Genomic DNA, 22,060 nt, shown 5'->3' with positions numbered 1-22,060 from the left:
CAACCATGCGCGAAACCATACTCTCGACGCGAAAATTGTCGAAGACCTACGTTGCGGACGGCGTGCAGGCCCACGTTTTGGGAAGCGTCGGCCTCGAACTCTACCAGGGGGATTTCACCTCGATTATGGGCCCTTCGGGCTCGGGAAAGTCCACGCTGCTCTACTGCCTCTCGGGGATGGACGCCCCCACTTCAGGTGAGGTCATCTTCGAAGGCGAGGACATCGCCCGCCTTGGGCAGGGCCGGCTCTCCGAGCTGAGGGCGCAGCGTTTCGGGTTCGTCTTTCAAGCGGCGAACCTCGTGAGCAACCTCACCTTGTACGAGAACATCGCCGTGCCCGGTTATCTGAAGCGGGGGCGCAGCGCCTCTGCGACGAGGCGCGCCACCGACGAGCTGATCGCGCGCATGGGGCTTTCCGAGGTCGCCTCGCGCCTTCCCAGCCAGGCGTCCGGCGGCCAGAAGCAGCGCTGCGCCGTGGCCCGCGCAGTGGTGAACGAGCCGGCCATCGTGTTCGCCGACGAGCCCACCGGCGCCCTCAACCGCGCGAACAGCCTGGAGGTGCTCGACCTTCTGGGCGAGCTCAACCGCAACGGCATCAGCATCCTCATGGTGACCCACGACGTGCGCAGCGCCGTCCGCGGCAACCGCATGCTCTACTTCGAGGACGGCGGCATCCGCGGTGAGCTGGAGCTGGCGCCTTGGGATCCGGCGCTCTCCGGCGACGAAGCCTACGTTCGCGAGCGCGAGGCCATGGCAAGCGCCTGGCTTGCGTCGCTTTCCTGGTAGGGGGTGTGCCATGGAACCGTTGCGCACGCTTGTGCTCGCAGGGTTGCGCAAGGACAAAGGGACGTTCGTCGGCCTCGCACTGCTTTTGTTCCTCGCCTCTCTTGCGCTGACGCTGATCACCAGCCTTTTCGTTGATCTTTCCGCGCGCGAGGAGGCCTTGCTCGACCAGGTTGCGGCGGGGGATGTTTTCGCCAATGACCTGGTCTCGAACCTCACCGACGAGGACGTTCAAGAGATAGAAGCGCTTCCCGAAGTGAAGGAGGTGAAGGTGACGGAAGCCTTCACGGCTCCGACCCGTGTCGAGGACGCTCAAGGAAACGAGATTGTTAAAAGCTCGCCGCCATTGGTGAACGTCTACGAAGCTTGGGGCTCATCCCTTGAATTCAATATTATCACCGACGACCTCTCGTCGTATCACCGCGATCGAAAGGGGCCGGCGGATGGCGAGGCCTACGTTCGCGTTGCGGAGCGCACCCTGCGCAATATGCAGGTAGGCGATTTCATCGTACTTGACATCGGCGGGCGGGAGACCTCTCTGCGCGTCGCGGGATTCTATGAAGATCCGCAGCTGGGGACGCCCCTCATGGAGATGAAGCGCTACCTGCTGTCCTCCGGCACCTTCGATGAGCTGTTGGCGGAAATTGAGGAGACGGCCGCATCCGACGTGGGAGTTGCCAGCGGTGCCACGTCCGCGGAGAAGGCGGCGTACCCCATCAGGGAGATCAACGTGATGCTGACGCCCGAGGCGCGCTCCCAGGGCATCGATGGGCATGACCTGACGCAGCTGATCGACGACAAGACTTCGTGGGGCGAATCCCCGCACACGCTCTTCTCCCGGCAGACCCTCGCCGGCTACAGCCTTCTGGTGGTGCAGGTCATCACCGCGGTGCTCGCCGTGTTCTCGCTGATCCTGTTCGTGGTAGCCCTCATCCTGTGCCTGCACACGGCGTCCTCGAGCATACAGAGCGGCTATGCCGACTGGGGCGTTCTGAAAGGGGTGGGGCTTCCGCACAATGCGCTCCGTAGGGCCCTCGTCATGCAGTATGCGTTCGCCGCACTCATTGGCCTCGTCCTCGGCTTCGTCGCGGGCTGCCTTCTGGAGCCGCTCTTCTGGCCGGTGTTCTTGCTCATCACGGGAATCCTCGTAGTTGAGGCGTCCTTTCCTTGGATGGGCCTTTGCTGCTGCGCCGCCCTGTTGGCGGCCCTCGTGGTATGCGTTGCCGCAATGACCCGCAAGATAGGGCGCATCACGCCTTTGGCGGCACTCCGGCAAGGCGATGGCGACATCCGCTTCTCGCCACGAGGGGCGAGCGCGATATCGGGCAGCTGCTTGAGGGCATCGCTGGCATGCCGCGCAATCGTATCTGAGAAGGGGCGCTATGCGAGCATCGGCATCTGCTCGCTGCTGCTGTGCGCCTTCGTCACGCTGAGCTTTGGGATCGGCGGCGCAGTTGCCGGCAATGACGCGGTGTACAAGGCCTTCGGCGTGTGGAAGAGCGACGGCTCGGTTCGCTTCGACGGGCAGGAGGTGAGCCTTGACGAGGTTCGCGAGACCATAGAGAGCGTCTCTCCTATCACGCGCGAGTGGGAAGAGAGCGTAGCGGTGCTCAACCTAAACGGCGAGGCGTGCACTTTCGTCGGGGTTTCCGATACGGATGTTGTGGAAGAGGCGTCCATCGTCTCGGGACGCGCGCCAAAGCACGCCAATGAGGCGCTTGTGGGATTGAGCCTTGCCCGCGCCAAGGGGCTCTCGGTGGGCGATGAGCTGCAGGTGGAGAAGGGCAACGGCGAGGAGCGAACCTATATCGTGAGCGGGCTGCTCTCGTCGGTGTTCAATGGCGGCAACGGCGTCGTTCTCACCTATGAGGGGCTTCAGGAGCTGGTGGAGCTGAAGCCGGAATCGGAAGCCTCTGGCATTTCGCGCCAATATCAGCTGGCCGATCCCGACAAGATCGACGAGGTGGTAGAGGCGCTTGCAAGCCGATTCGGGGATAGCGTTGACACCGAATTGACCGGGCTGTTCGAATCGGCCTCGAACTTGCTCCCGCTCGTCAGGGACATGATGACGATTATGGGCTATGTCATGTCCGCCTTCGCGCTGGTTCTTGCCTGCGTTGCTGTGATACTGGTCAGCAGGAGAACGCTCCTCTCCGAGCGCCGAGATATGGGCGTCTATCGCGCTATGGGATTCACGGTGGCCTCATTGCGCGCCTCGTTCGCGCTGCGCTTTCTCGGCGTGTCGGCGGTAGGTGCCCTGGCGGGGTTGGCTCTTACGATGGCAGCTGGGGGCGCTCTGATCAGCTCGCTGTTCGGCCTGTTCGGCGTCGGCGCGTTCAGCCTCGCGCTGCCTGTTTGGGAGGCGCTCGCCATCAGCGCGGCCTTCGCCCTCGCCTTCGCCCTTTCGGCCTTCGGAATGTCAGGGAGGATCAAGGACGTGAGCGTCCGCGAGCTCGTTGTGGAGTAGCGCCTATCGCTCCCGTGCCGGGGCTTCGCCCCTGCCGTCGGTAGCTCGGAAGCCGACGGCAGGGGTGGCCCGATCCCCATCTCGCACCTGCAGCGGTGGGAGAAGCGCCACATTTGAACTTTCGACTGCAATCGATACGGCAGCGGCGTCCCGGTTCGTTTCAATTACCGTCGAATCGAGTGTGTGCTATGCTGCCTGCACATAACGCGCAGCTGGAGGGAGAAACCATGTCGCTGGAGAAGGCGAAAGATCATCTTGCGAAGTTCGGCAAGGCCGATGCGGTGATGGAATTCGACACATCGAGCGCCACGGTGGAGTTGGCAGCTGCGGCCGTGGGGTGCGAGCCCGCGCGGATTGCGAAGACCCTCTCCTTCGCCGTCGGCGACCGCGTTGTCCTGGTGGTGTGCGCGGGAGACGCCCGCATCGCCAACCCGAAATTCAAGGCGCAATTCGCCACGAAGCCGAAGATGCTGAGCCCCGATGAAGCCGAGGCGCGCATCGGACACGCAGTGGGAGGCGTGTGCCCCTTCGGCGTGAACGAGGAGTGCGACATCTACCTGGATGAATCCCTCAAGCGCTTCAGCACCGTGTTCCCCGCCTGCGGAAGCTCGAACAGCGCCATCGAGCTTTCCCCCGCCGAGCTAGCGGAAATCACCCACGGCACCTGGCTAGACGTCTGCAAGCTTCCCGAATAACGGGGCTGTTCGCGGCGCCTGCTCGACCACGCTCGCGCCGAGGTGTCCGCCATGGGCCGCAACCGCCTGTACCTGGTTACCGACCTGGTAGGGTTCTACGAGAAATGCGGCTGAGAGTACGTGGGCGAGGTAAACGAGCTCGACGGCGGCCCAATCCGCCTCTACGGCACCAGCGCGCTTCCGCATCGCGAACAGGGGAAGTAAGCGCCCCTCGGGCACGGAGCAGTCGAAGTTTTACTGTCGTTTACTGTTTTGTCAAGAAGAGAGTGGGGGAGGTCGAAATCCCTACAAGTGCCGAAGGCTGGTGCGGTAGCTCCGCAGGCGTTCCTCGCCGATGTCGGTGATAATGGTGTCGAGAGCCGCCAGGATTTGCTCCCGCTGCTCGGGCAAGCGGCCCTGCAGCATTACCGGGTTGGAAGCGCCCAGCATGGCGAACTCGGTCGGCACGGCAAGGGCACCCACCAGCTCCTTTACCTCCTCGTACTTCTCCACCTCGGCCGCTTCTTGCCAGTTGCCGGCGACGATTTCCCGGTGCAGCTCGGAGCTCTCGTATACCGTGAGCATGTTGGCACCGATAAGCCACGGATGCGTGCGGTTCACCACGGCGGCCGTACGCCGGGCGCTCTCAAGCCCGCACCCCTTCCCCGCAATGCCCACCAGGTAGAAAAAGGCGTAGGAGATGCCCGCCGCATCGAGCCGGGCGCATTGCTCAACGATATCGCGGGCCCCATAGCCCTTGTTCATGAACGCGAGCGCGTCGTCATCCCCCGTCTCGATCCCCAAGGTGAGGCCGTCATAGCCGGCCGCCGCCAGTTCGGTCAGCTCCGCATCGGTCTTGCGCGCCACGTCGGTTATGCGCGAGAAACATCCGATGCTTCGACACTCCGGAAAGCACTCGTGCGCCAGACCGGCTATCTCAAGCAGCCCCTTCGCCTTGAGCCCGAAGGGATTCGCGCCCGCCAGGAAGATGCGCTCGCAGCTCGCCCGCCGCGTTTCGAAGAGCCGCTCCTCGGCCTTGCGCAGCGGATCTTGGTACCAGGTCTGTGCTTCCAACAGATCGGCCTCGATATGCTCGATTGGGGATGGCCTGAACTTGAACGGCAAATCGGCGTAAAGCGTGCAGAACTTGCAGGCATGGTGGGTGCATCCCGCCGTGGCCTCGATGATGAGCGAATCCGCCTCGTAGGGCGGCCGCCAGATAGTTCCCGTGTAGTGCATGACTTGCTTCCTTTCCCTTCAGCTGCCCGCCGGCAGTCCCGCTGTATGCTGCTATCATGGGAGAAGAGCTACGAGCCGTGAAGTACTGTCTTTTTCTGTAGTGCATAAAGGAGGAGCCCATGGCGCAAAGGCGCGGCGAGGAGATCGAGCGCTGCCGATCGGTCTCGACTATCCAGCGCATGATCGGCGGAAAATGGAAGATCGAGATCCTCTTCTACATCGCCTTGAAAGATGTGCGCCACTTTGGCCAGCTGCGCCGCTGCATCGGCACTATCTCCGAATCGACACTCTCCAAGCAGCTCAAAGAACTGGTCGAGGACGGCTTCCTCACCCGCACGGACTTCGGCGAGGTACCCCCGCGCGTCGAGTACGCCCTCACGCCCCAAGGCAAAAGCTTCGTACCGATCCTTCTGGCCATGAAGCAGTGGGGAGAGACCGAGCTGGGGCTGTAGCCGAAGCGAGTCCGCACTGGATTTCGCAATCGCCAGCACCATGGCGGCGCACTCCCATCTAGAGGCGAGAGGGAGGGTTTTCTTGCGTGCTAAAATGAAACTCCCCAATGACCGAACCCCCTCCAAGGACTGTCCCGTGGATGTCATGGAATTCGTGCGCGATCATCAAGCTTACTTCGAAGATTACGTGACGCGCAGCACATACCACTCGAATGCCATCGAGGGCAGCACGCTGTCTTATGCTGAGACGTATGCCATTTTATGGAACGATAATTCCATGAAGGTGACGGCTACGGCGCGCGAGTTGTACGAGGCAATTAACCACAAGCACGCGCTCGGCATCGCCACGGGTGAACTGAGCGCCAGTCTTTCCGAGAGGTTCATCCAGGACATAGCACGAGACATCAATCGCAACATCAGCGAGGTTGACGATTACCGGCGGGTGCAGGTGGTGATTCGCGGTGCCGAGCACATGCCGCCGGCTCCTAACCAGGTGAACCAGCTCATGATGCAACTCGTGTGGGAGCACAACCACGATGAGGGGGCAGATCCCTTCCTGCGCGAGGCGAAGTTTCATATCCGATTCGAGAGAATTCACCCTTTCGAAGACGGCAATGGGCGCATGGGGCGCATTCTCATAAATCGCGGACTTATGCGAGCCGGGCTTGCCCCCGTGGTCATCCCTGTGGAGGAGCGCGCCGCGTACATGGAGGCGCTGGCCCGGAGTGACTACGAAGGGTTGGCGGCCATGTTTTGCCGCTTGTCCGAAGCGGAAGCCGAGCGCATGGAACGATTCGCCGAGGCCGGCTAGGAGGCAAGCCCCATATTGCGTTTACCGCCTGGAATCGACATGCGGGCGCGACGGCACAGCCGATCTTTGCATCGCCGCCGGCGTCGGCGAGGTGCTGGGGTTTTAGGAAGCCGAACAAAAAGGCGGCATGCCGTGGAACAGAGGCATCATAGCGAGGAGTGGCGCACCATTCCCTCTACCGGGCGCGACATCCGCCTGCTGGTCATGCGGCCGGTGGCAAGCGCTCGGCCGTCCGAGCAGACGCTGGGCATCCTGTGGATTCACGGCGGCGGCCACATATTCGGCCTGTACCGCTTCATCATGCTGGCGCGGGCACGCAGCCTGGTGGACAAGTTCGGCGCTGTTGTGGTGGTGCCCGCGTACCGTTGCGCGCTGGAGAGCCCCTTTCCGGCCGACCTTGAAGATTGCTACGCGGCGCTGCTCTACCTGAAGGCCCATGCCGCGGAGCTGGGGGTAAACGACTCCCAGCTCATGGTGGGCGGCGAGAGCGCCGGAGGTGGCTTGACGGTGGCAACTTGCCTGCTCGCGCGCGATACCGGCGATGTGGACATCGCCTTCCAAATGCCCCTGTACCCCATGTTGGACGACAGGGACACGCCCTCATCCCGCGACAACCATGCGCCGGTGTGGAACACGCGGTCGAACCATCGCGCATGGCGGCTGTACCTGCGCGGCATTCGCCCCGCATCTGCCCCCGCCTACGCCGCGCCAGCCCGGGAAACGAACTACGCGGGGTTGCCGCCCGCCTATAGCTGCGTCGGCGACATCGAGCCCTTCTATTGCGAAACGGCAACCTACATCGAGAACTTGCGCCGCGCCGGCATCGAGGCGCACCTGGATGTGTACCCGCAATGGTTCCACGCCTACGATATGCTGCTGCCGTTCACGGCCAAGGCAAAGCTGGCCATCGCTCGTTTCGAGGAACGCTACCGCTACGCTGCCGCCCACTACTTCGCCCCGCAGAAACGCTAGGGGTCGCGAAGCGAACAGCAACGTGCCCGTGTGCAGCGGCAGCCGTTCGGACGCGCGGATTCTCGCATACGCGCTCGGGCGCACGGTGTTTTTCGGGGGGGGGTGCGAAGGCGTCTGCAGCGCTCCGGCTGCGCTTGTTGTGTAAGTAGACGGCCCGCATTGGGCGATTGGTCAGGCTGGCTGCTAAAGAAGCTGCGCAATGCTTGTTTGTTAGCTGGCGCTGGTTTTGATTTCCGTGAGGTAGAGCTTGTTGCTGCGGGGGAACTCGCGCTTGAAGGCCTCTTTAATGAGGCGCTTGCCAGTTGCGTTGGGGGCGAGGGGCATGGCGACGTTTGTGAATCCTTGTTCTTCCAGCTGCCAGCCATCTTCTGTGCGTCGCAGGGTAAGGGAGCGATCTTTCTTAAACGAGGCAAGCGCGAGAGCGGAAACTGTCTTATCTGCCATGGCGTTTAGAAGCTTTGCCTGCGCCAGTTTAACCGGTACTAGTTTCATGAGCCTCCACCGTCTTTTGCCAGCCCTTTCATCGGATTGATGGTAAGTCATTGCTATTGCTCTGCTTCGATGGCGAGAAATCTGTAACCGAACGTATTTCAATGGTGCCGTTTTGGGAAAAACGCCAAAGGTTCGCTCTGCACAACAGCCAGGATGTTTCTCCAGGCACGCGATTGTGCTACGTCTGCGTGGCCCGAAAATGCGATTCGGCATGTTTTTCGCTGCTGGGTTTGTCGATCTTGCGCTTTTTGGTCAAACACAACGTTTGGGCATAGTTGGACAGGATGAAAGTGCATTAGCGCTTCGAGACAAAGGCTACAATAAGTGCTTTTACCTGGGAGAATGCTGACAGCTAGGTGGCGGGGGCGCACCGATCGCCTCCGAAGTGCACCACGAATTATGCTGGAACGAAAAAAATGGCCGCATGCGAGGCGTGGAGCGGGGTCGCATGCCGATCCAAAAACGACTCTGCGCAATCGGGGCGCAAAAAGAAACGCTTGAAACTGTCATTCGTGGGGAGTAGCTTATCGGCGCAATGAGGGCAATCAGCGACAGCGAGGGAGTTGGGCGAAGTAAGACCTTTCGGTATGTTGTCGAAGAGGCGGCAGGGCGGTTTTTGGGCCAACGCAAGCTGGGGTCATAGGATTATGGCGCTGGTCGTCGATCCCTTATTGAGCAAAAGCTGCGATGTTGGAGCTGCCCGCCTAAGCCTGCGCTTGCCTGCGCGAATGCCTGCGAGAAGGAAGGCCCGCCCGAGCAAAAGCCCGCGGCGGGCTTTTCTGTGTGGGGGTAATGCGGCGGAAGGCCGCTGCGGCGCCGCGCTCGCGCCGGGGAGCCTATACTGGAGCCATGAACGTTTCCGAAGAGATAGCCGCGCTGCCGCAAGACGCCATTCCCAACGAGGACTTCTGCCAGACTACTGGCCCCAGCGAGGCCGGCCTTCTCACGCAGCAGTTCCTGGCCTTCAACACGGTAATCACTCTGCAGGCTTTTGGGCCGGACGCTGTGGTGCTTGCCGCTTTCGAGGCGGCGCGGGCCCAGTGCCGGGTGTACGAGCGGCTGTTCTCGCGCACGTTGCCCCATTCGGATATCGCGCGGCTGAACGGGGCTGGCGGGCGGCCAGTGCCTATTCGCGAAGAGACGGCCGCGCTGCTTGAGGCGGCGTTGAGCTATTGCGCCGCCAGCGAGGGACTGTTCGACGTGACTATCGGCACGGCGGTGGGGCTTTGGAACTTCCACGAGGGGCGCGTGGCCGATGCGGGGCGCCTGCGCGAGGCGATGGCTCATGTGGACTGGCGGGGCGTGCACGTGAAGCGCGCGGCCGATGGGACCGTTGCATGGCTGGACGATCCTCGGGCGGCGCTGGATTTAGGGGGCATTGCGAAGGGGTGGATTGCCGATGAGCTGACGGCGCTGCTGGTGCGCTGCGGTGTTGGGTCCTTCGTGGTGAACTTGGGGGGAAACGTGGTGGCCCATGGGCTGAAGCTGGACGGGGCCCCCTGGAAAGTGGGGCTGCAAGACCCCTTTGAGCGGGGCGCCGTGGTGGGTGCGGTGGCACTTTCGGACGCATCGGCGGTAACGAGCGGCACCTACGAGCGCGGGTTCGAGAAAGACAGCGTTCGCTACCATCACATTCTGAATCCCCGCACAGGGCTTCCCGTTGACACGGATGCAGCAGGGGTGACGGTGGTTGCTCGCCGCTCCATCGATGCCGAGGGCTTCTCCACCACGCTTTTGGCCATGGGGGTGGAGCGGGGGCTTGCCTTCGCCCGCAGTCGCCCGGAAATTCTGAACGCCTATTTCGTGGACAGTGAAAAGCGCGTCTGCTCGTTGGGCTGACGCGCTGCCCCAAAGATGCGGCCTTTCTTTGGGAAGGGTCGCATCTGGGCTCCAGGCCGCTGGGAGGGCCAGGTTTGGGCGGCGCGCTGCGCCCGTTGCGTACAAAGCCGTCGCTTTTGTGCAGAAGGGGGTCACGCGTGCACGAAATCGACGGTTTGGTACGTGTTTCGAGCCTTTTCGTGAGCGCGCCGGGCGCTTCTCTTCGGGGCAGAGCAATGCGCAACGCTCTGAACTGGGGAAATGCGCAACGCGTAAGGGTGGTCCTCGCCTGGCGGTTCCCCGAGCGCCGGTGCGTGCTCCAAATCGCGTACAAAAGCGTCAGTTTTGCGCACGAGAGGTGCGCGCTTGCATGAAATCGACGGTTTTGTACGCAAGGGAGGGGCCGTCCCGCCCGGTTCTCCCGGTGCGCGTGGCGGGGTGCACTTGCCGCGCGATGGGGTGCAGGGGCGTCTTGTTGCGTAGCGGGGTGCGAGGCGCTTGCCGCGCGGTGGGGCGCGATGGGACGCATTCCGCATGGCGGGCGCGTAGGGCGCTTGCCGCACTGCGGGATGGAGGGGCGCTGGATCGTTGCATAACGGGGTGCGGGGCGCTTGTTGCGCGGTGGGATGGGGGTGCAGCCCTCTGCAGGGGACGGGATAAGGCCGAGCTGGCCCTTTGCTGGGCGCGCACTGGCTCTCTGCGGGGCGCAGCCAAGACCTCTACTGGGCGCAACCGTGGGCCTCTGGTGGAGGCGGGCGTTAGCGGGGTTTGCTGGCCGAAACCTTAATACTTACTGCAGGGTGTTGCGCAACAACGGGGTTCTCGGGCTATAATAGCGGCTGCTTGTAGCCCAGCATGCCCGATGCGATTTAGTTGGATACAAGAGGAGCGGCCCACCATTTGGCGGGCTGCTGCCATTTTCAGCCCGAACTTTGGACCGTTCCGGCCGGGGGGATCAGAGAGGGCTGACTTGGAATGGTGCGTCTTAGCTGCGGGGAGCCGCGTCTTTGATGAGCTCGTTCAGCTCCTCGTCGCTCAAATCGTAGTTGTACATGGTGCTGTAGTAAGCGCGGGTCACGTCGGCGATGGAGTCGTCAAACTTGTCGGGGTACAGCAGGCGCGGCAGCCACTGCATGCCCATCAGCTGGTTCACGGTGGGCGGGTTGTTCATCCAGCACCAGGGGTCGTTGGGCACCTGGTAGTAGTTGTCGTTGTCAATGGCGGCGATGCCGGCCCACGCCGGGTTATCGCCCACGGTGTCGTAGATGCTGCCGGTTTGGAAGATAATCAGGTCGGGGTTCCACAGGGCAATCTGCTCCAGGCTTACTTCATTGCCGTTGCCCTTGCCGGATACGTCGTCCACCACAACAACATTGTTGGCCACTATGTCCATCACGGCGCCCTGGAACGAGGTTTTGGCGATGGCGTTCAGGCCGTTCTCGCCAAGCAGGTAGGCCATGCGCACCCGCTCGTTTTCAGGGATGCCGGCCATCACGGTTTCGGTGGTGTTGTAGGCGTCGGTGCAGTATTGGGCCAGCTCATTGCCGCGCTCCTCCATGCCCAGCAGCTCGCCCAGGCGACCGTAGGCGGCGCCGTAATCCGACAGCTTCGCCTCGATGAACACCACGGGAATGCCCAGCTGCTCCTGCAGGTTGTTGAGGTCTTCCTCGGCGCCCTTCTTGGCCTCGCCGGTGTCGATGATTACCTGGGGCGCGGCGGCGGCCACTGCCTCACGATTCAGGTTGTCGGTGGCTCCCAGCACGGCGCCGAACACCGGATAGTCGGCGAACTTATCCCCAAAGATTTTCAGCTGATCCTCGTTGAGCTCTTGGGCCAGGCCCACCAGCTTATCGGGGGCGATGGTGAGCAGCACCTGTTGGGCGGTGAAGCCGGAAGGGCAGATCTTGTCGATTTGGGCCGGCAGCTCCACCGTGCGGCCGAGGTCGTCGGTGAAGGTGATGGTGTCGGCAGCTGCTTGCTGGTCCTGTTGGCCTTGCTGCTGCTCGGCGGCAGGGGCATCGCCGCCTTCGCCGTCATTGGCGGCGGGGGCCGAGCAGCCGGCCAGCGCCAGGGCCAGGCAGCCGCTCAGGGCCAGCGCGCTTGCGGTTACGGCCAGCGCGCGGCCTTTCTTCCGGAAGCTCTTCAGCATAGATGTTCCTTTTCGATCGGGGCTAATCTACTTCGCTTAGAGGCACGCACACGCGCACCTTGTCGCCATAGAGGGAGTTCACTTCCACCTCAACGTGGTACAGCTCGGAGATGAGTTCGGAAGTGATCACGTCCTTCGGGTCGCCGAAGGCCCGCAGTCGCCCTTCGCTGAGCACCATGGTTTGGTCGGAGTAAAGGAAGGCGTGGTCGGGGTTATGGGTGGACTGCACGATGGACAGCCCTTCGCGGGCCAACTGCCGCACGCAGGAGAGCACCCGCACAGTGTTGCCGTAGTCCAGCGCGCTGGTGGGCTCGTCCATGATGATGGTGCGGGCGTTTTGGGCCAGGGCGCGGGCGATGAGCACCAGCTGCTGCTCGCCGCCGGAAATTTGCGTGTAGGTGCGATGGGCCAGGTGCTCGATGCCGATGCGCTCCAGCGCCGCGTGGGCCCGTTGCAGCTGTTCAGGGCCGGGGGTGCCCAGCAGCTTCAGCTCGCTGCCGGTGGCCATCAGCACCACGTCGATCACTTCGTAGTCGTACACTGAAGCGTGGGACTGGGGGATGTAGGAAATCTCGCGGGCCCGCTGGCGCACCGACAGCGCGCGCAGATCCTTCCCGTTCACCAGAATGGAGCCGCTGTAGTGGGGGTTCAGCCCCAAGATGCAGCGGAACAGGGTGGACTTGCCCACGCCGTTGGGACCCAGCACGTTCACCAGGCAGCCGTCGGGAATGGAGAAGTTCAAATCGCGCAGCACCTCGCGGTTGCCGTAGGCGAAGCTGAGGTTGGTCACTTCGATGCTCATATCTTTTTCTTCCGCGTGATGAGGTACAGGAAGAAGGGGGCGCCTACGAAGGCGGTGAGGATGCCGATGGGGATTTCGGCCGTGGTGGCCAGGCGGGCGATATCGTCCACTATCAGGAGAAACGATGCGCCCATCATCATGGAGGCGGGGATGAGGCGGCGGTAGTCGGCGCCGATGAGCATGCGGCACAGGTGGGGGATTACCAGGCCCACCCAGCCGATCATGCCGGTGACGCACACGCTGGAGGCGGTGATGAGGGTGGCGGCGATGATGACCACGATGCGGGTGCGGCGGGCGTTCACTCCCATGGTGGCGGCTTCGTCGTCGCCCATGGTGAGGATGTTGATGCGCCAGCGCAGGGCGAACAGCACCGCGCAACCGATAAGCATGACGGGGAACACCAGCGCGATTTTCTCCATGCTGGCGCCGGTGAGGCTGCCCATCAGCCAGTAGGTGATGTCGGCCAGTTCATCGGTGGGGTCGGTCACCAGCTTGGCGTAGGACACGCCCGCCTGGAACAGCGAGCTGACCATGACGCCCGCCAGCACCACCACCATCATGTGGTTGCCCCGCGCCCGTGCGCTGATGAGCAGCACTAACAGCACGGTGAACAGGGCAAAGGCGAAGGCAAAAGCGGAAGTGAGCAGCGAGCTGAGCCCCAGCAGGATGGCCATGGCGGCACCGAAGGCGGCTCCTTGGCTGGCGCCCAGGATGTCGGGGGATACCAGCGGATTTTGGAAAGTGCCCTGGTAGGCGGCGCCCGCCACCGCCAGGCAGCAGCCCACCATCAGGGCCAGCAGGATGCGGGGCAGTCGCACGTGGAAGAAGAGGGTGGCCTGCTGGTCAGTCCAGGTTTGGTCAAGGGGAAGCACCTGGTTCACCAGCATGGCCACCGCTTCGCCGGGATTGATGGGGTAGCGGCCCAGCATGAGGGAGATGGCCGCCACCGCCACGGTGAAGATGGCGAGCCCCAGCAAGATGCCGCGGGCCCGGCGGGCGGCGACGGAGAGGGCGGGTTTTATGTTGGTTTGAGGGGCCATGCTCCGTAGTATATCCACAAATGAGAATAATATGCAAGAAAAAATAATGCACAAATGAGTATAAAGGGCTACCATGGGAGCAAACGACGAAGAAGCTGCGTTTGCGCGCGGCTTTCAGGAAGGGAGGGCGCCATGGGATGCGCTGACGAAAGCCGTTGCGGGGCGGATGCCCTTGGGAAGGGTGCCGGCACCAGGGCGGATGCCGCCGCAGAGTGCGCGGGGGCCGGGACGAGCGCCGCTGCCGGAAGCGCCGGGGCGCCGGGTGCCATCGCGTTCCCTGGCACCGACGGCCCGTGCGGCCCTTGGCGGCTGTACAACCATCTGATCGCCGGCATCCCCGAGGACGTGGCGGTGCGGGACTACTGCCTGGGCACCCACTGGTCGTATGTGACGGCCGACAGTGGCACCGGTGTGAGCTTCACCACTTCCGGTGGGGCGAAGCGCGGCTACGCGGGGGATTTGCGCGGCAAGCCCTTGCGCGAGGTGGCGCAGTTGGCGAAGTCGTGGTGCTTTGAGGAGGCCAGCTTGGGGGTGGCGGCCCTGAACGCCTGGTACTCGCAGCGGGCGCTGCTAGATCCGCTGGGCTGCATCTACGATGCGGCGGTGGAGGTGCCGGACGGCACCGTGCGCAAGATGGATGCCTTCGAGATGTGGCGCCCGGAAATCGCTGCTGCCGGCGATGCGTCGGTAGTGGTGGTGGGCCATTTCCCCCATGTGGAGCGCATCGAGGAATACGCTCGCCTCACGGTGCTGGAGCGCCGCTGCAGCCAAGCCAACGACGTGCCCGACCCTGCGTGCGAGTACGTTATCCCGGACGCCAATTACCTGTTCATGACCGGCGTTACCCTTATCAACAAAACGGCACCGCGGCTGCTGGATTTGGCCGAGGGAGCCAAGACCATCATGGTGGGCCCCAGCGTGGTGATGGCTCCGTTCCTGTTCAAGTGGGGCGTTGAAATGCTGGCGGGCAGTGTGGTGGCCGACCCCGAAAAGGCCGCCTTTGCCGTGAAGAACGGCGCCGGCCAGTTTTTCGGCGAAGCGCTTACCATGGCTGCCCTGAAGCGGCCGGAGGCTTAGGCGCCCATGCTGTTTTTGCTCACCGGCGATGTGCAAATTGGGAAAACCCGCTGGCTGGAAGGGCTGGTTGCCGCCTTGGCCGATGTCGGGGTAGGGGCGGCCGGTGTGGTGGCCCCGGGCCAGTGGGTGCCCTCGGCGGGACCCGAGGCTGACGCCAACGGCTATGAGAAGCTGGGCATCGACAACCTGTTGCTGCCGGAGGGCCGGCACGTGCCCTTTGCCCGCCGGCGGGATTTGGCCCATGCGGAAGGAAGCTTTGACGAGGGCAGCCAAGCGGCGCGGGCGCAGTTGGCGTGGCATATATTCGACGATGCGATCGGGCAGGTGAACGAGCATTTTGAGCAGCTGGCTGCGGAGGCTTGCAGGCTGGCGGCTGCCGATGCTGCCTGCGAGTCGGCGGCCGCTGCAACAGAGGGCCTTTGCGCCCCCGTTCGCCCCCGCTTGCTGGTGGTGGACGAGCTGGGGCGCTTGGAGTTGTGGAAGGGGGAGGGGCTCACGGCGGCCGTGGCCCTGCTGCAGCAAGGCCCGAGCGCGGCCTTCCCCCACGTGCTGGTGGTGGTGCGCGATTACCTGCTGCCAGAAGCCCGCCACCTGTTGGAGCCCGCCTGGGGCTCAGCCGCCCTCATCGGCCCCACCCCCGCATCCAAGCAACAAGTGCTGCAAGCCTTCGCCCATGACAGGGGACGGGGATAACGTCAGGTTTTGCAGGATGCGCTCCTTTTGGGTGACAGGGGGACGTACGCTTTTGACACGCGTCGACGTGTGTCAAAAGCGTACGTCCCCCTGTCACCTATGCGCGACCGCCCTCAGCAAAACCTGACGTTATCCCCGTCCCCTGTCATGCCGGGTCATGGGTTTGCTTACAATAGGGGCATTGCGTTTGGGCCGTTAAGGATGGAGTGTTTTGGCGCTGATTGATGTTGAGCGGGTGAGTTTTTGCTACCCCGACCGGGAGCGGCCGGCTTTGCGCGAGGTTTCGCTTTCGGTAGAGCGGGGCGGCTACGTGGTGCTGTGCGGCCCCAGCGGTTGCGGCAAGACCACGCTTTTGCGCCTGATGAAAACGGTGCTGGCTCCCCATGGCCAGCTGTCTGGCCGAATTCTACTCGATGGCACTCCCCTGGAAGATATGCCCCTGCGGCAACAAGCGGCCCGTATCGGCTTCGTGATGCAGAACCCCGATGCCCAAATCGTCACCGACAAAGTGTGGCACGAACTGGCCTTCGGGCTGGAAAACCTGGGCACCCCCCAGCCGGTGATGCGCGCCCGGGTGGCGGAAATGGCCAGCTACTTCGGCATTCAGCACTGGTTCGACAAAGACGTGGCCGAGCTTTCGGGCGGCCAGAAACAGCTGCTGAACCTGGCCGCAATGATGGCGATGGCCCCCGATGTACTGCTGCTGGACGAACCGACCAGCCAGCTTGACCCCATCGCCGCTGGGGAGTTTCTGGCCACGGTGGCGCGGCTGAATCGCGAGCTGGGCACCACGGTGGTGATGGCGGAGCAGCGGCTGGAAGAAGTGCTCGCGGCGGCCGACACGGCGGTGGTGCTGGAGGCGGGGGCCGTGACGGCGGCGGGGCATCCGCGAACCGTGGCGGCTCGTCTGCTTCGGGATAAAAGCCCCATCCGTGCGGCCATGCCCACGGCGGCGCAAGTGGCTTTCGCAGTGGAGGGGGAAGGGACCCTCGGCAACGGTCGGGAGATGCCCCTCACTGTGAGGGAAGGGCGTCAGTGGCTGGAGGAGCGCATCCAGGCCCATCCGCCCACAATACGGGCTCTTCCCACGGCGGAGTCGCCCGCACCTGCGGCGCCCCCGGCCCTGCAGGTGCGCGACCTGTGGTTTCGCTATCAGCGCACCCAGCCGGACGTGTTGCGCGGCACCGCCCTCACCGTACCTGCCGGCAGCCTGTTTGCCCTGGTGGGGGGCAATGGAGCGGGAAAATCCACCCTGCTCAAGGCCGCCTGCGCCATAGCCAAGCCCCAACAGGGCTCGGTGGAGGTGCTGGGGCGCCCCCTGAAAAACTGGAAGCCGGCGCACCTGTTCCGCGGTGCGGTGGCCTGCCTTCCCCAAGACCCTCTGAGCCTGATGGCCCACGATACGGTGGAGGCTTGCTTGCGGGAGGTGCTGACGGGCATCGAGGGCGGCCAGCCTTGCGCGGCCGCCGGGCGGCAGGCACCTCCGATGCCAGGTGAAGCGCGCCCCTCCGCCGCCGATGAGCTGCGGCGCGTGGTGGAGTTCTGCCAGCTGGGAGAACTTTTGGGGGCCCATCCGGCCGATCTTTCCGGGGGCCAGCTGCAGCGGGCGGCGCTTGCCATGGTGCTGCTGTGCCAACCGCAGCTGCTTTTGCTGGACGAGCCCACCAAGGGGATGGACGCTGCGTTCAAGCAGCAATTGGGGCAGCTGCTGCAGCGCCTTACCCGGCAGGGGGCCACGGTGCTGATGGTGTCCCACGACGTGGAGTTCTGCGCCCAATGGGCCACGCAGGTGGCCCTGATGTTCAACGGGGAAGTGGTGGCCCAGGGCGCGCCGCGGCAGTTCTTCTGCGGCAACAGCTTCTACACCACGGCCGCCAGCCGCATGAGTCGCGGCGTGTTTGAAAACGCCGTGACCGCAGCGGACGTGGCGGCCCTGTGCCGGTAGCTTTTCGGTCCGTTATTCGCAGCCCTCGAACTGGGCGTTGTACAGCTGCGCGTAAAACCCGTTTTGGGCCAGCAGCTGCTCATGGGTGCCCTTCTCCACAATGTCGCCGTCCCGCAGCACCAAAATCACGCTGGCCTTTTTGATGGTGGAAAGGCGATGGGCGATAACGAAGCTGGTGCGGTTTTCCATCAGCTGGTCCATGGCATCTTGAATCAGCGACTCGGTGCGGGTGTCCACGTTGGAAGTGGCCTCGTCCAAAATGAGCACCGGCCGGTCGGCCAGCACCGCGCGGGCGATGGTGATCAGCTGCCGCTGCCCCTGACTGACGTTGGAGGCCTCTTCGTTTATTACGAAGTCGTAGCCGCCGGGCAGCGTTTCGATGAACTCGGCGCAGCGGGCCACATGGGCCGCTGCTTCCACTTCGGCATCGGTGGCGTCAAGGCGCCCGTAGCGGATGTTCTCGCGGACCGTGCCCTCGAACAGCCATGAATCCTGCAGCACCATGGCGAAGTCTTCCCGCAGGGCGCGGCGATCCCACTGGCGCACGTCCAGCCCCTCCACCTGGATGCTGCCCTCCTGCACGTCGTAGAAGCGCAGCAGCAGTTTCATGAGGGTGGTCTTGCCCGAACCGGTGGGGCCCACGATGGCCACGGTGCTGCCGGGGGCAACTTCGCAGGTGAAGTGCTCGATCACCGGGGTGTCGGGGCTGTAGCCGAACTGCACGGAGTCGAACGCCACGGCGCCGCGGCGGCTGGCCGGCAGCTGCGGGGCGGCGGGCTCTTCCTCTTCCGGTGCGGCCAGAAACTCGAAGATGCGCTCCGCCGCCGCGGCCATGGCCTGCAGCGTGTTGGACACGTTGGCCAGCTGGGTGATGGGCTGGGTGAAGTTCTGCACGTATTGCATGAAGGCGGAGATGTCGCCCACGGTGATGCGGCCGGCGGTGGCCAGCAGCGCGCCCACCACCACAACGCCCACGTAGCCCATGTTGGACACCAGTCGCATCAGCGGCATCATCAGCCCCGAGAGAAACTGGCTTTCCCAGGCGCTCTCGTACAGCCGTTCGTTCTCTTCTTGGAAGCGCTCCACCGCCGCCGGCGCCTGGTTGAACACCTGGATGACGTTTTGGCCGGAAAAATCTTCCTCCACGATGCCGTTGACCACGCCCAGTTGCGCCTGCTGTCGCACGAACCACTTTTGGGACAGCTTCACGATGATGGTGACGATGACCAGCGCCGCCGGCACGGTGATCAGCGTGACCAGCGCCAGCTGCCAAGAGATGCTGAACATCATGATGGTGACGCCGATGATTTGGGTGACGGAAGTGATGAGCTGGGTGACGCTTTGGTTCAGCGACTGGGACAGGGTATCCACGTCGTTGGTGATGCGGGACAGCACGTCGCCTTTGGCGTGGCTGTCGAAGTAGGACAGCGGCACCCGCGCCATTTTCTGGGCGATTTGGCCGCGCAGCCGGAAGCAGATTTTCTGGGTGACGCCGGTCATGAGGAAGCCTTGCGCCAGTTGGGCGGCGGAGCTGGCGGCGTAGAGCCCCAGCAGCATCAGCATGATGCGGGCGATGCCGTCGAAGTCGATGCCGCCGGTGCCTTGCACTTTGGCGGTAAGCCCCTCGAAGAGCTTGGTTACCACTTGTCCCAAAATGTCGGGGCCCACCACGTTGAAGGCCACGGAGGCCACGGCCATCAGCACGGCGCCGATGAGGGCAACGGTGTGAGGGCGCAGGTAGCCTATCAGCTGTTTCAGGGTGCCTTTGAAGTTTTTGGGCTTCTCGCCCGGGCCGCGACGGCCGTGGCCCATGGGGCCCCGCGGCATGGGGCCGGGGTGTTGGGCGGCGGGCGCTGCGGTGCGCGTTTGGTTTGCGGTGCTCATCGGGCATCACCCCCTTCCTGGGCAGAGGCGGGGCCGGCGACGGCCTCGGCGGCTTCGGCCCGTACGGCTTCGGTCGTGGCCTCTTCCGGCAGCCCCAGCTCTGCGGCGGAAAGCTGAGAGAGGGCAATTTCGCGGTAGGTTTCGCAGGAATCCAGCAGCTGGCGATGGGTGCCGCGCCCCACCACGTTGCCGGCTTCCAGCACCAAAATTTCATCCGCCTGCATGATGGTGGCCACCCGTTGCGCCACAATCACCACAGCGGCGTTGCCGGCCCCTTTCCGCAGCGCCTCCCGCAAGCGGGCGTCGGTGGCGTAGTCCAGCGCCGAGAATGAGTCGTCGAACACGAGGATTTCCGGCTGGGCCGCCAGCGCGCGGGCGATGGAGAGCCGCTGCCGTTGGCCGCCGGACACGTTGGCCCCCTTTTGGGCGATGGGGGTTTCAAACCCATCCGGTTCCTTTTCGATGAACTCCATGGCCTGGGCCACCTCGGCGGCATGGCGCATCTGGCCGTCGTCTATGGCTTCGTTGGCGAACTTGATGTTGCTTTCGATAGTGCCCGAGAACAGAAAGCCCTGCTGGGGCACGTAGCCGATGCGCCGCCGCACGTCGGCCAGCTCCATGGTTCGCACATCGGTGCCGTCGATGAGAACGTTGCCCTCGGTGGCGTCGTACAGGCGGGGGATCAGCTTCACCAGTGTGCTTTTGCCCGACCCGGTGGAGCCGATTATGCCGAGGGTTTTGCCGACTTCGGTGCAAAAGCTCACGTTACGCACCACCGGTCGCTCGGCGTCGGGGTAGCGGAAGGTGACGTCGCGGAATTCCACTACGCCCCTGGGGCTGCCCGCCGCCGGGGCCTCGGGTGCCGCGGGGCTTTCGATGGACAGCGGGCAATCGATTACTTCGGCCACCCGCTCGGCCGCCACCTGGGCGCGCGGCAGCATCACTGCCACCATGCCCAGCACCATGAAGCTCATCACAATCTGCATGGTGTAGGTGATAAACGCCATCATGGTGCCCACCTGCAGCGTGCCCACGTCCACTCCCTGGGCGCCCACCCACACGATGAGCAGCGTCACCAGGTTCATCACCAGCATGATCACCGGCATCATGAAGGCCATGGCGCGGTTCACGAACAGCTGGGTTTTCATGAGGTTGGTGGAAGCGGTGTCGAAGCGGCGCAGTTCGTAGCGCTCCCGGCCGAAGGCGCGGATGGGCATGAGGCCGTCCAGCATGTCGCGGGACACCAGGTTCAGGCGGTCTACCAGGCTTTGCATCCGCTTGAATTTGGGCATGGTGGTGCCCAGCAGAATGCCCAGCACGGCGAAGATGGCCAGCAGCGCCACGCCGATGATCCACTCCATCCCTGAGTGAGTGGCGGTAACTTGGATGAACGCCACGATGCCCATGATGGGGGCCAGCATGATCATGCGAAGCAGCATCACGCACACCATTTGGATTTGCTGCACGTCGTTGGTGCTGCGGGTGATGAGCGATGCCTGGCTGAAGCGGCCCACCTCGGTGGGGGAGAAGTTCATCACGCGGCTGAACAGGGTTTTCCGGGTGTCGCGGGCAATGCGGGCGGCGGTGCGGCTGGCCACGAACCCTACGGCCACCGTGGTGACCAGCGTGCCCAGGCACAGGGCGAACATGATAAGGGCCATGTGCCCCAGGTATTGGTTCTGCACGTCGGTGAGGCTGATGCCCTGGGCTTCGTATTCCCGCTGCACGAAGCTGATGGCCCGCTGCGCCAGCATCTGGCCTCCCACTTCTCCCAGGGCGTCGTTCATGGCGTTGGCGGCACTTATCAGCTGGTCGCGGGTGACCAGGCCGTTGTCGTACAGGATGCGCACCGCCTCCAGCGTCAGCTTGCCGTCGTGGGCTGCCAGCGCCTGCTGTAGCTGGGCGGCGGCCGTGGCGCCGTCGGGGGTGGCGGCCAGCTTCGCGAGGTCGTCTTCCGAGAGTGCCGTGCTCAGATCGGTGTGGGCCAGCTGGTTGGGGCTTATGCCTTCTTCGAGGGAGAGCACCACGCATTCCGGCAGTGTCATGATTTCGCTGATGCGGCCGCTGGCCTGGCCTTCTTCGGCGGTGCCTTCGTAGGTGAGCACGCCGTCTTTCTCTTGCCCGTAGGCCTCCTGCACCGTATTGGCGTCTGCCTCGGTCATGAACATCTGCAGGTTGGCCAGCTCGCTTTCGCGGATGGTTTCGGGCACCGGGCTGTCGATGCCCCCTTGCTGCAGCCCCACGTCCACGATGTTGCTCATGTAGTTGGGCAGCGACAGCTCCAGGTTCGCCTGCACCACCAGCAACAGCGCGCAAATGGCAACCGCAAGGGCGTGTCCTTTGAAAAACCGCAGCAGCTTCACGCCCCATCACCCCCTCGGGCCTGGGCGCACGACGGAGCTTGGGACGCAGGGAGGGTGGCGGCGTGCGCTGCGCCGGCCACCGTTGCGGTGGAATGGGGGCTTGCGTATGGAACCATGGCTCTTCGCTTTTCACTCGGTGTTTCTTACAGGGAAGAATGGTAGCGAGACGCCGCGCAAAAGGCGAGAACGGTTTTTGCTTCGATGCTAAACAGATGGGTTCCGGGGGTATGGCGCGGGGCGATTCCGCCCTCGTGGCGGAACTAGGCGGCTATTTCCACCACAGCGACGGTGGGTCAGACTTGTTGCGGCGTTTCTGGCGGAATTAGCGCCCTATTTCCGCCACGGCCTGGCCCCCGGTGGCAAAACCTCCCGAATTTCCGAGGTCAGCCGCCCCGCTTGG

17 protein-coding genes are annotated in these 22,060 nt (G+C 63.7%); 10 read left to right on the top strand and 7 right to left on the bottom strand.

Features of this window, described 5'->3' with window-relative positions:
- Positions 1-5: 5 nt before the first annotated feature.
- From DMP11_RS05575 to DMP11_RS05565, 3 genes are all read left to right on the top strand, one after another.
- Complete coding sequence (locus DMP11_RS05575; protein ID WP_123185517.1) at positions 6-785, top strand: ABC transporter ATP-binding protein; 780 nt, start codon at positions 6-8, stop codon at positions 783-785.
- Between the two features lie 10 nt (positions 786-795).
- A complete protein-coding gene (locus tag DMP11_RS05570; RefSeq protein WP_123185516.1) occupies positions 796-3,249 on the top strand; it encodes an ABC transporter permease in 2,454 nt (817 codons plus the stop codon).
- A gap of 227 nt (positions 3,250-3,476) precedes the next feature.
- Positions 3,477-3,944 carry a YbaK/EbsC family protein gene (locus tag DMP11_RS05565; RefSeq protein WP_123185515.1) on the top strand — a complete coding sequence of 156 codons (468 nt, stop codon included), beginning with the start codon at positions 3,477-3,479 and terminating at the stop codon, positions 3,942-3,944.
- Positions 3,945-4,229: 285 nt separating this feature from the next.
- On the opposite strand, the gene DMP11_RS05555 is transcribed toward DMP11_RS05565, so the two are convergent.
- A complete protein-coding gene (locus DMP11_RS05555) occupies positions 4,230-5,162 on the bottom strand; it encodes a radical SAM protein (RefSeq protein WP_123185513.1) in 933 nt (310 codons plus the stop codon).
- Positions 5,163-5,281: 119 nt separating this feature from the next.
- On the opposite strand from DMP11_RS05555, the gene DMP11_RS05550 reads away from it, so the two are divergent.
- From DMP11_RS05550 to DMP11_RS05540, 3 genes are all read left to right on the top strand, one after another.
- Positions 5,282-5,614 (top strand): winged helix-turn-helix transcriptional regulator, encoded by a 333-nt coding sequence (locus tag DMP11_RS05550; protein ID WP_123185512.1) that lies wholly within the window; start codon positions 5,282-5,284, stop codon positions 5,612-5,614.
- A 145-nt stretch (positions 5,615-5,759) separates the two neighbouring features.
- Complete coding sequence (locus tag DMP11_RS05545; protein ID WP_214647032.1) at positions 5,760-6,425, top strand: Fic family protein; 666 nt, start codon at positions 5,760-5,762, stop codon at positions 6,423-6,425.
- Positions 6,426-6,557: 132 nt separating this feature from the next.
- Positions 6,558-7,397 (top strand): alpha/beta hydrolase fold domain-containing protein, encoded by an 840-nt coding sequence (locus tag DMP11_RS05540; RefSeq protein WP_214647021.1) that lies wholly within the window; start codon positions 6,558-6,560, stop codon positions 7,395-7,397.
- A gap of 210 nt (positions 7,398-7,607) precedes the next feature.
- Here DMP11_RS05540 and DMP11_RS05535 read toward each other — a convergent pair whose 3' ends face one another.
- Positions 7,608-7,889: a hypothetical protein gene (locus DMP11_RS05535; protein ID WP_123185510.1), complete on the bottom strand. Its 282-nt coding sequence runs from the start codon at positions 7,887-7,889 to the stop codon at positions 7,608-7,610.
- A gap of 849 nt (positions 7,890-8,738) precedes the next feature.
- On the opposite strand from DMP11_RS05535, the gene DMP11_RS05530 reads away from it, so the two are divergent.
- Positions 8,739-9,728, top strand: a complete 990-nt coding sequence (locus tag DMP11_RS05530) for an FAD:protein FMN transferase (protein ID WP_123185509.1) — start codon at positions 8,739-8,741, stop codon at positions 9,726-9,728.
- A 964-nt stretch (positions 9,729-10,692) separates the two neighbouring features.
- Here DMP11_RS05530 and DMP11_RS05525 read toward each other — a convergent pair.
- The 3 genes from DMP11_RS05525 to DMP11_RS05515 are packed head-to-tail and all read right to left on the bottom strand — an operon-like array spanning position 10,693 to position 13,698.
- Positions 10,693-11,856 (bottom strand): ABC transporter substrate-binding protein, encoded by a 1,164-nt coding sequence (locus DMP11_RS05525; protein WP_123185508.1) that lies wholly within the window; start codon positions 11,854-11,856, stop codon positions 10,693-10,695.
- A 22-nt stretch (positions 11,857-11,878) separates the two neighbouring features.
- The gene (locus tag DMP11_RS05520; RefSeq protein ID WP_123185507.1) at positions 11,879-12,658 is read right to left on the bottom strand and encodes an ABC transporter ATP-binding protein; all 780 of its coding nucleotides are present in this window, start codon (positions 12,656-12,658) and stop codon (positions 11,879-11,881) included.
- The gene (locus DMP11_RS05515) at positions 12,655-13,698 is read right to left on the bottom strand and encodes a FecCD family ABC transporter permease (RefSeq protein WP_123185506.1); all 1,044 of its coding nucleotides are present in this window, start codon (positions 13,696-13,698) and stop codon (positions 12,655-12,657) included. The genes DMP11_RS05520 and DMP11_RS05515 overlap by 4 nt, the downstream gene beginning before the upstream one ends.
- A 132-nt stretch (positions 13,699-13,830) precedes the next feature.
- Here DMP11_RS05515 and DMP11_RS05510 point away from each other — a divergent pair, with 132 nt between their 5' ends.
- From DMP11_RS05510 to DMP11_RS05500, 3 genes are all read left to right on the top strand, one after another.
- Positions 13,831-14,775 carry a DUF364 domain-containing protein gene (locus DMP11_RS05510; RefSeq protein WP_211236155.1) on the top strand — a complete coding sequence of 315 codons (945 nt, stop codon included), beginning with the start codon at positions 13,831-13,833 and terminating at the stop codon, positions 14,773-14,775.
- Positions 14,776-14,781: 6 nt separating this feature from the next.
- Positions 14,782-15,468: a hypothetical protein gene (locus DMP11_RS05505; RefSeq protein WP_123185505.1), complete on the top strand. Its 687-nt coding sequence runs from the start codon at positions 14,782-14,784 to the stop codon at positions 15,466-15,468.
- Between the two features lie 211 nt (positions 15,469-15,679).
- Positions 15,680-17,413 (top strand): ABC transporter ATP-binding protein, encoded by a 1,734-nt coding sequence (locus DMP11_RS05500; protein WP_123185504.1) that lies wholly within the window; start codon positions 15,680-15,682, stop codon positions 17,411-17,413.
- 12 nt (positions 17,414-17,425) lie between these two features.
- On the opposite strand, the gene DMP11_RS05495 is transcribed toward DMP11_RS05500, so the two are convergent.
- Together DMP11_RS05495 and DMP11_RS05490 are read right to left on the bottom strand one after the other, a co-directional pair.
- A complete protein-coding gene (locus DMP11_RS05495; RefSeq protein ID WP_235869404.1) occupies positions 17,426-19,297 on the bottom strand; it encodes an ABC transporter ATP-binding protein in 1,872 nt (623 codons plus the stop codon).
- Positions 19,294-21,660 carry an ABC transporter ATP-binding protein gene (locus tag DMP11_RS05490; RefSeq protein ID WP_123185503.1) on the bottom strand — a complete coding sequence of 789 codons (2,367 nt, stop codon included), beginning with the start codon at positions 21,658-21,660 and terminating at the stop codon, positions 19,294-19,296. The genes DMP11_RS05495 and DMP11_RS05490 overlap by 4 nt, the downstream gene beginning before the upstream one ends.
- Positions 21,661-22,060: the final 400 nt, after the last annotated feature.

Origin of the sequence: Parvibacter caecicola (genome assembly GCF_003725335.1) — a bacterium.
Lineage (GTDB): Bacteria > Actinomycetota > Coriobacteriia > Coriobacteriales > Eggerthellaceae > Parvibacter > Parvibacter caecicola.
This window is presented reverse-complemented; position numbering and strand designations above follow the sequence as displayed.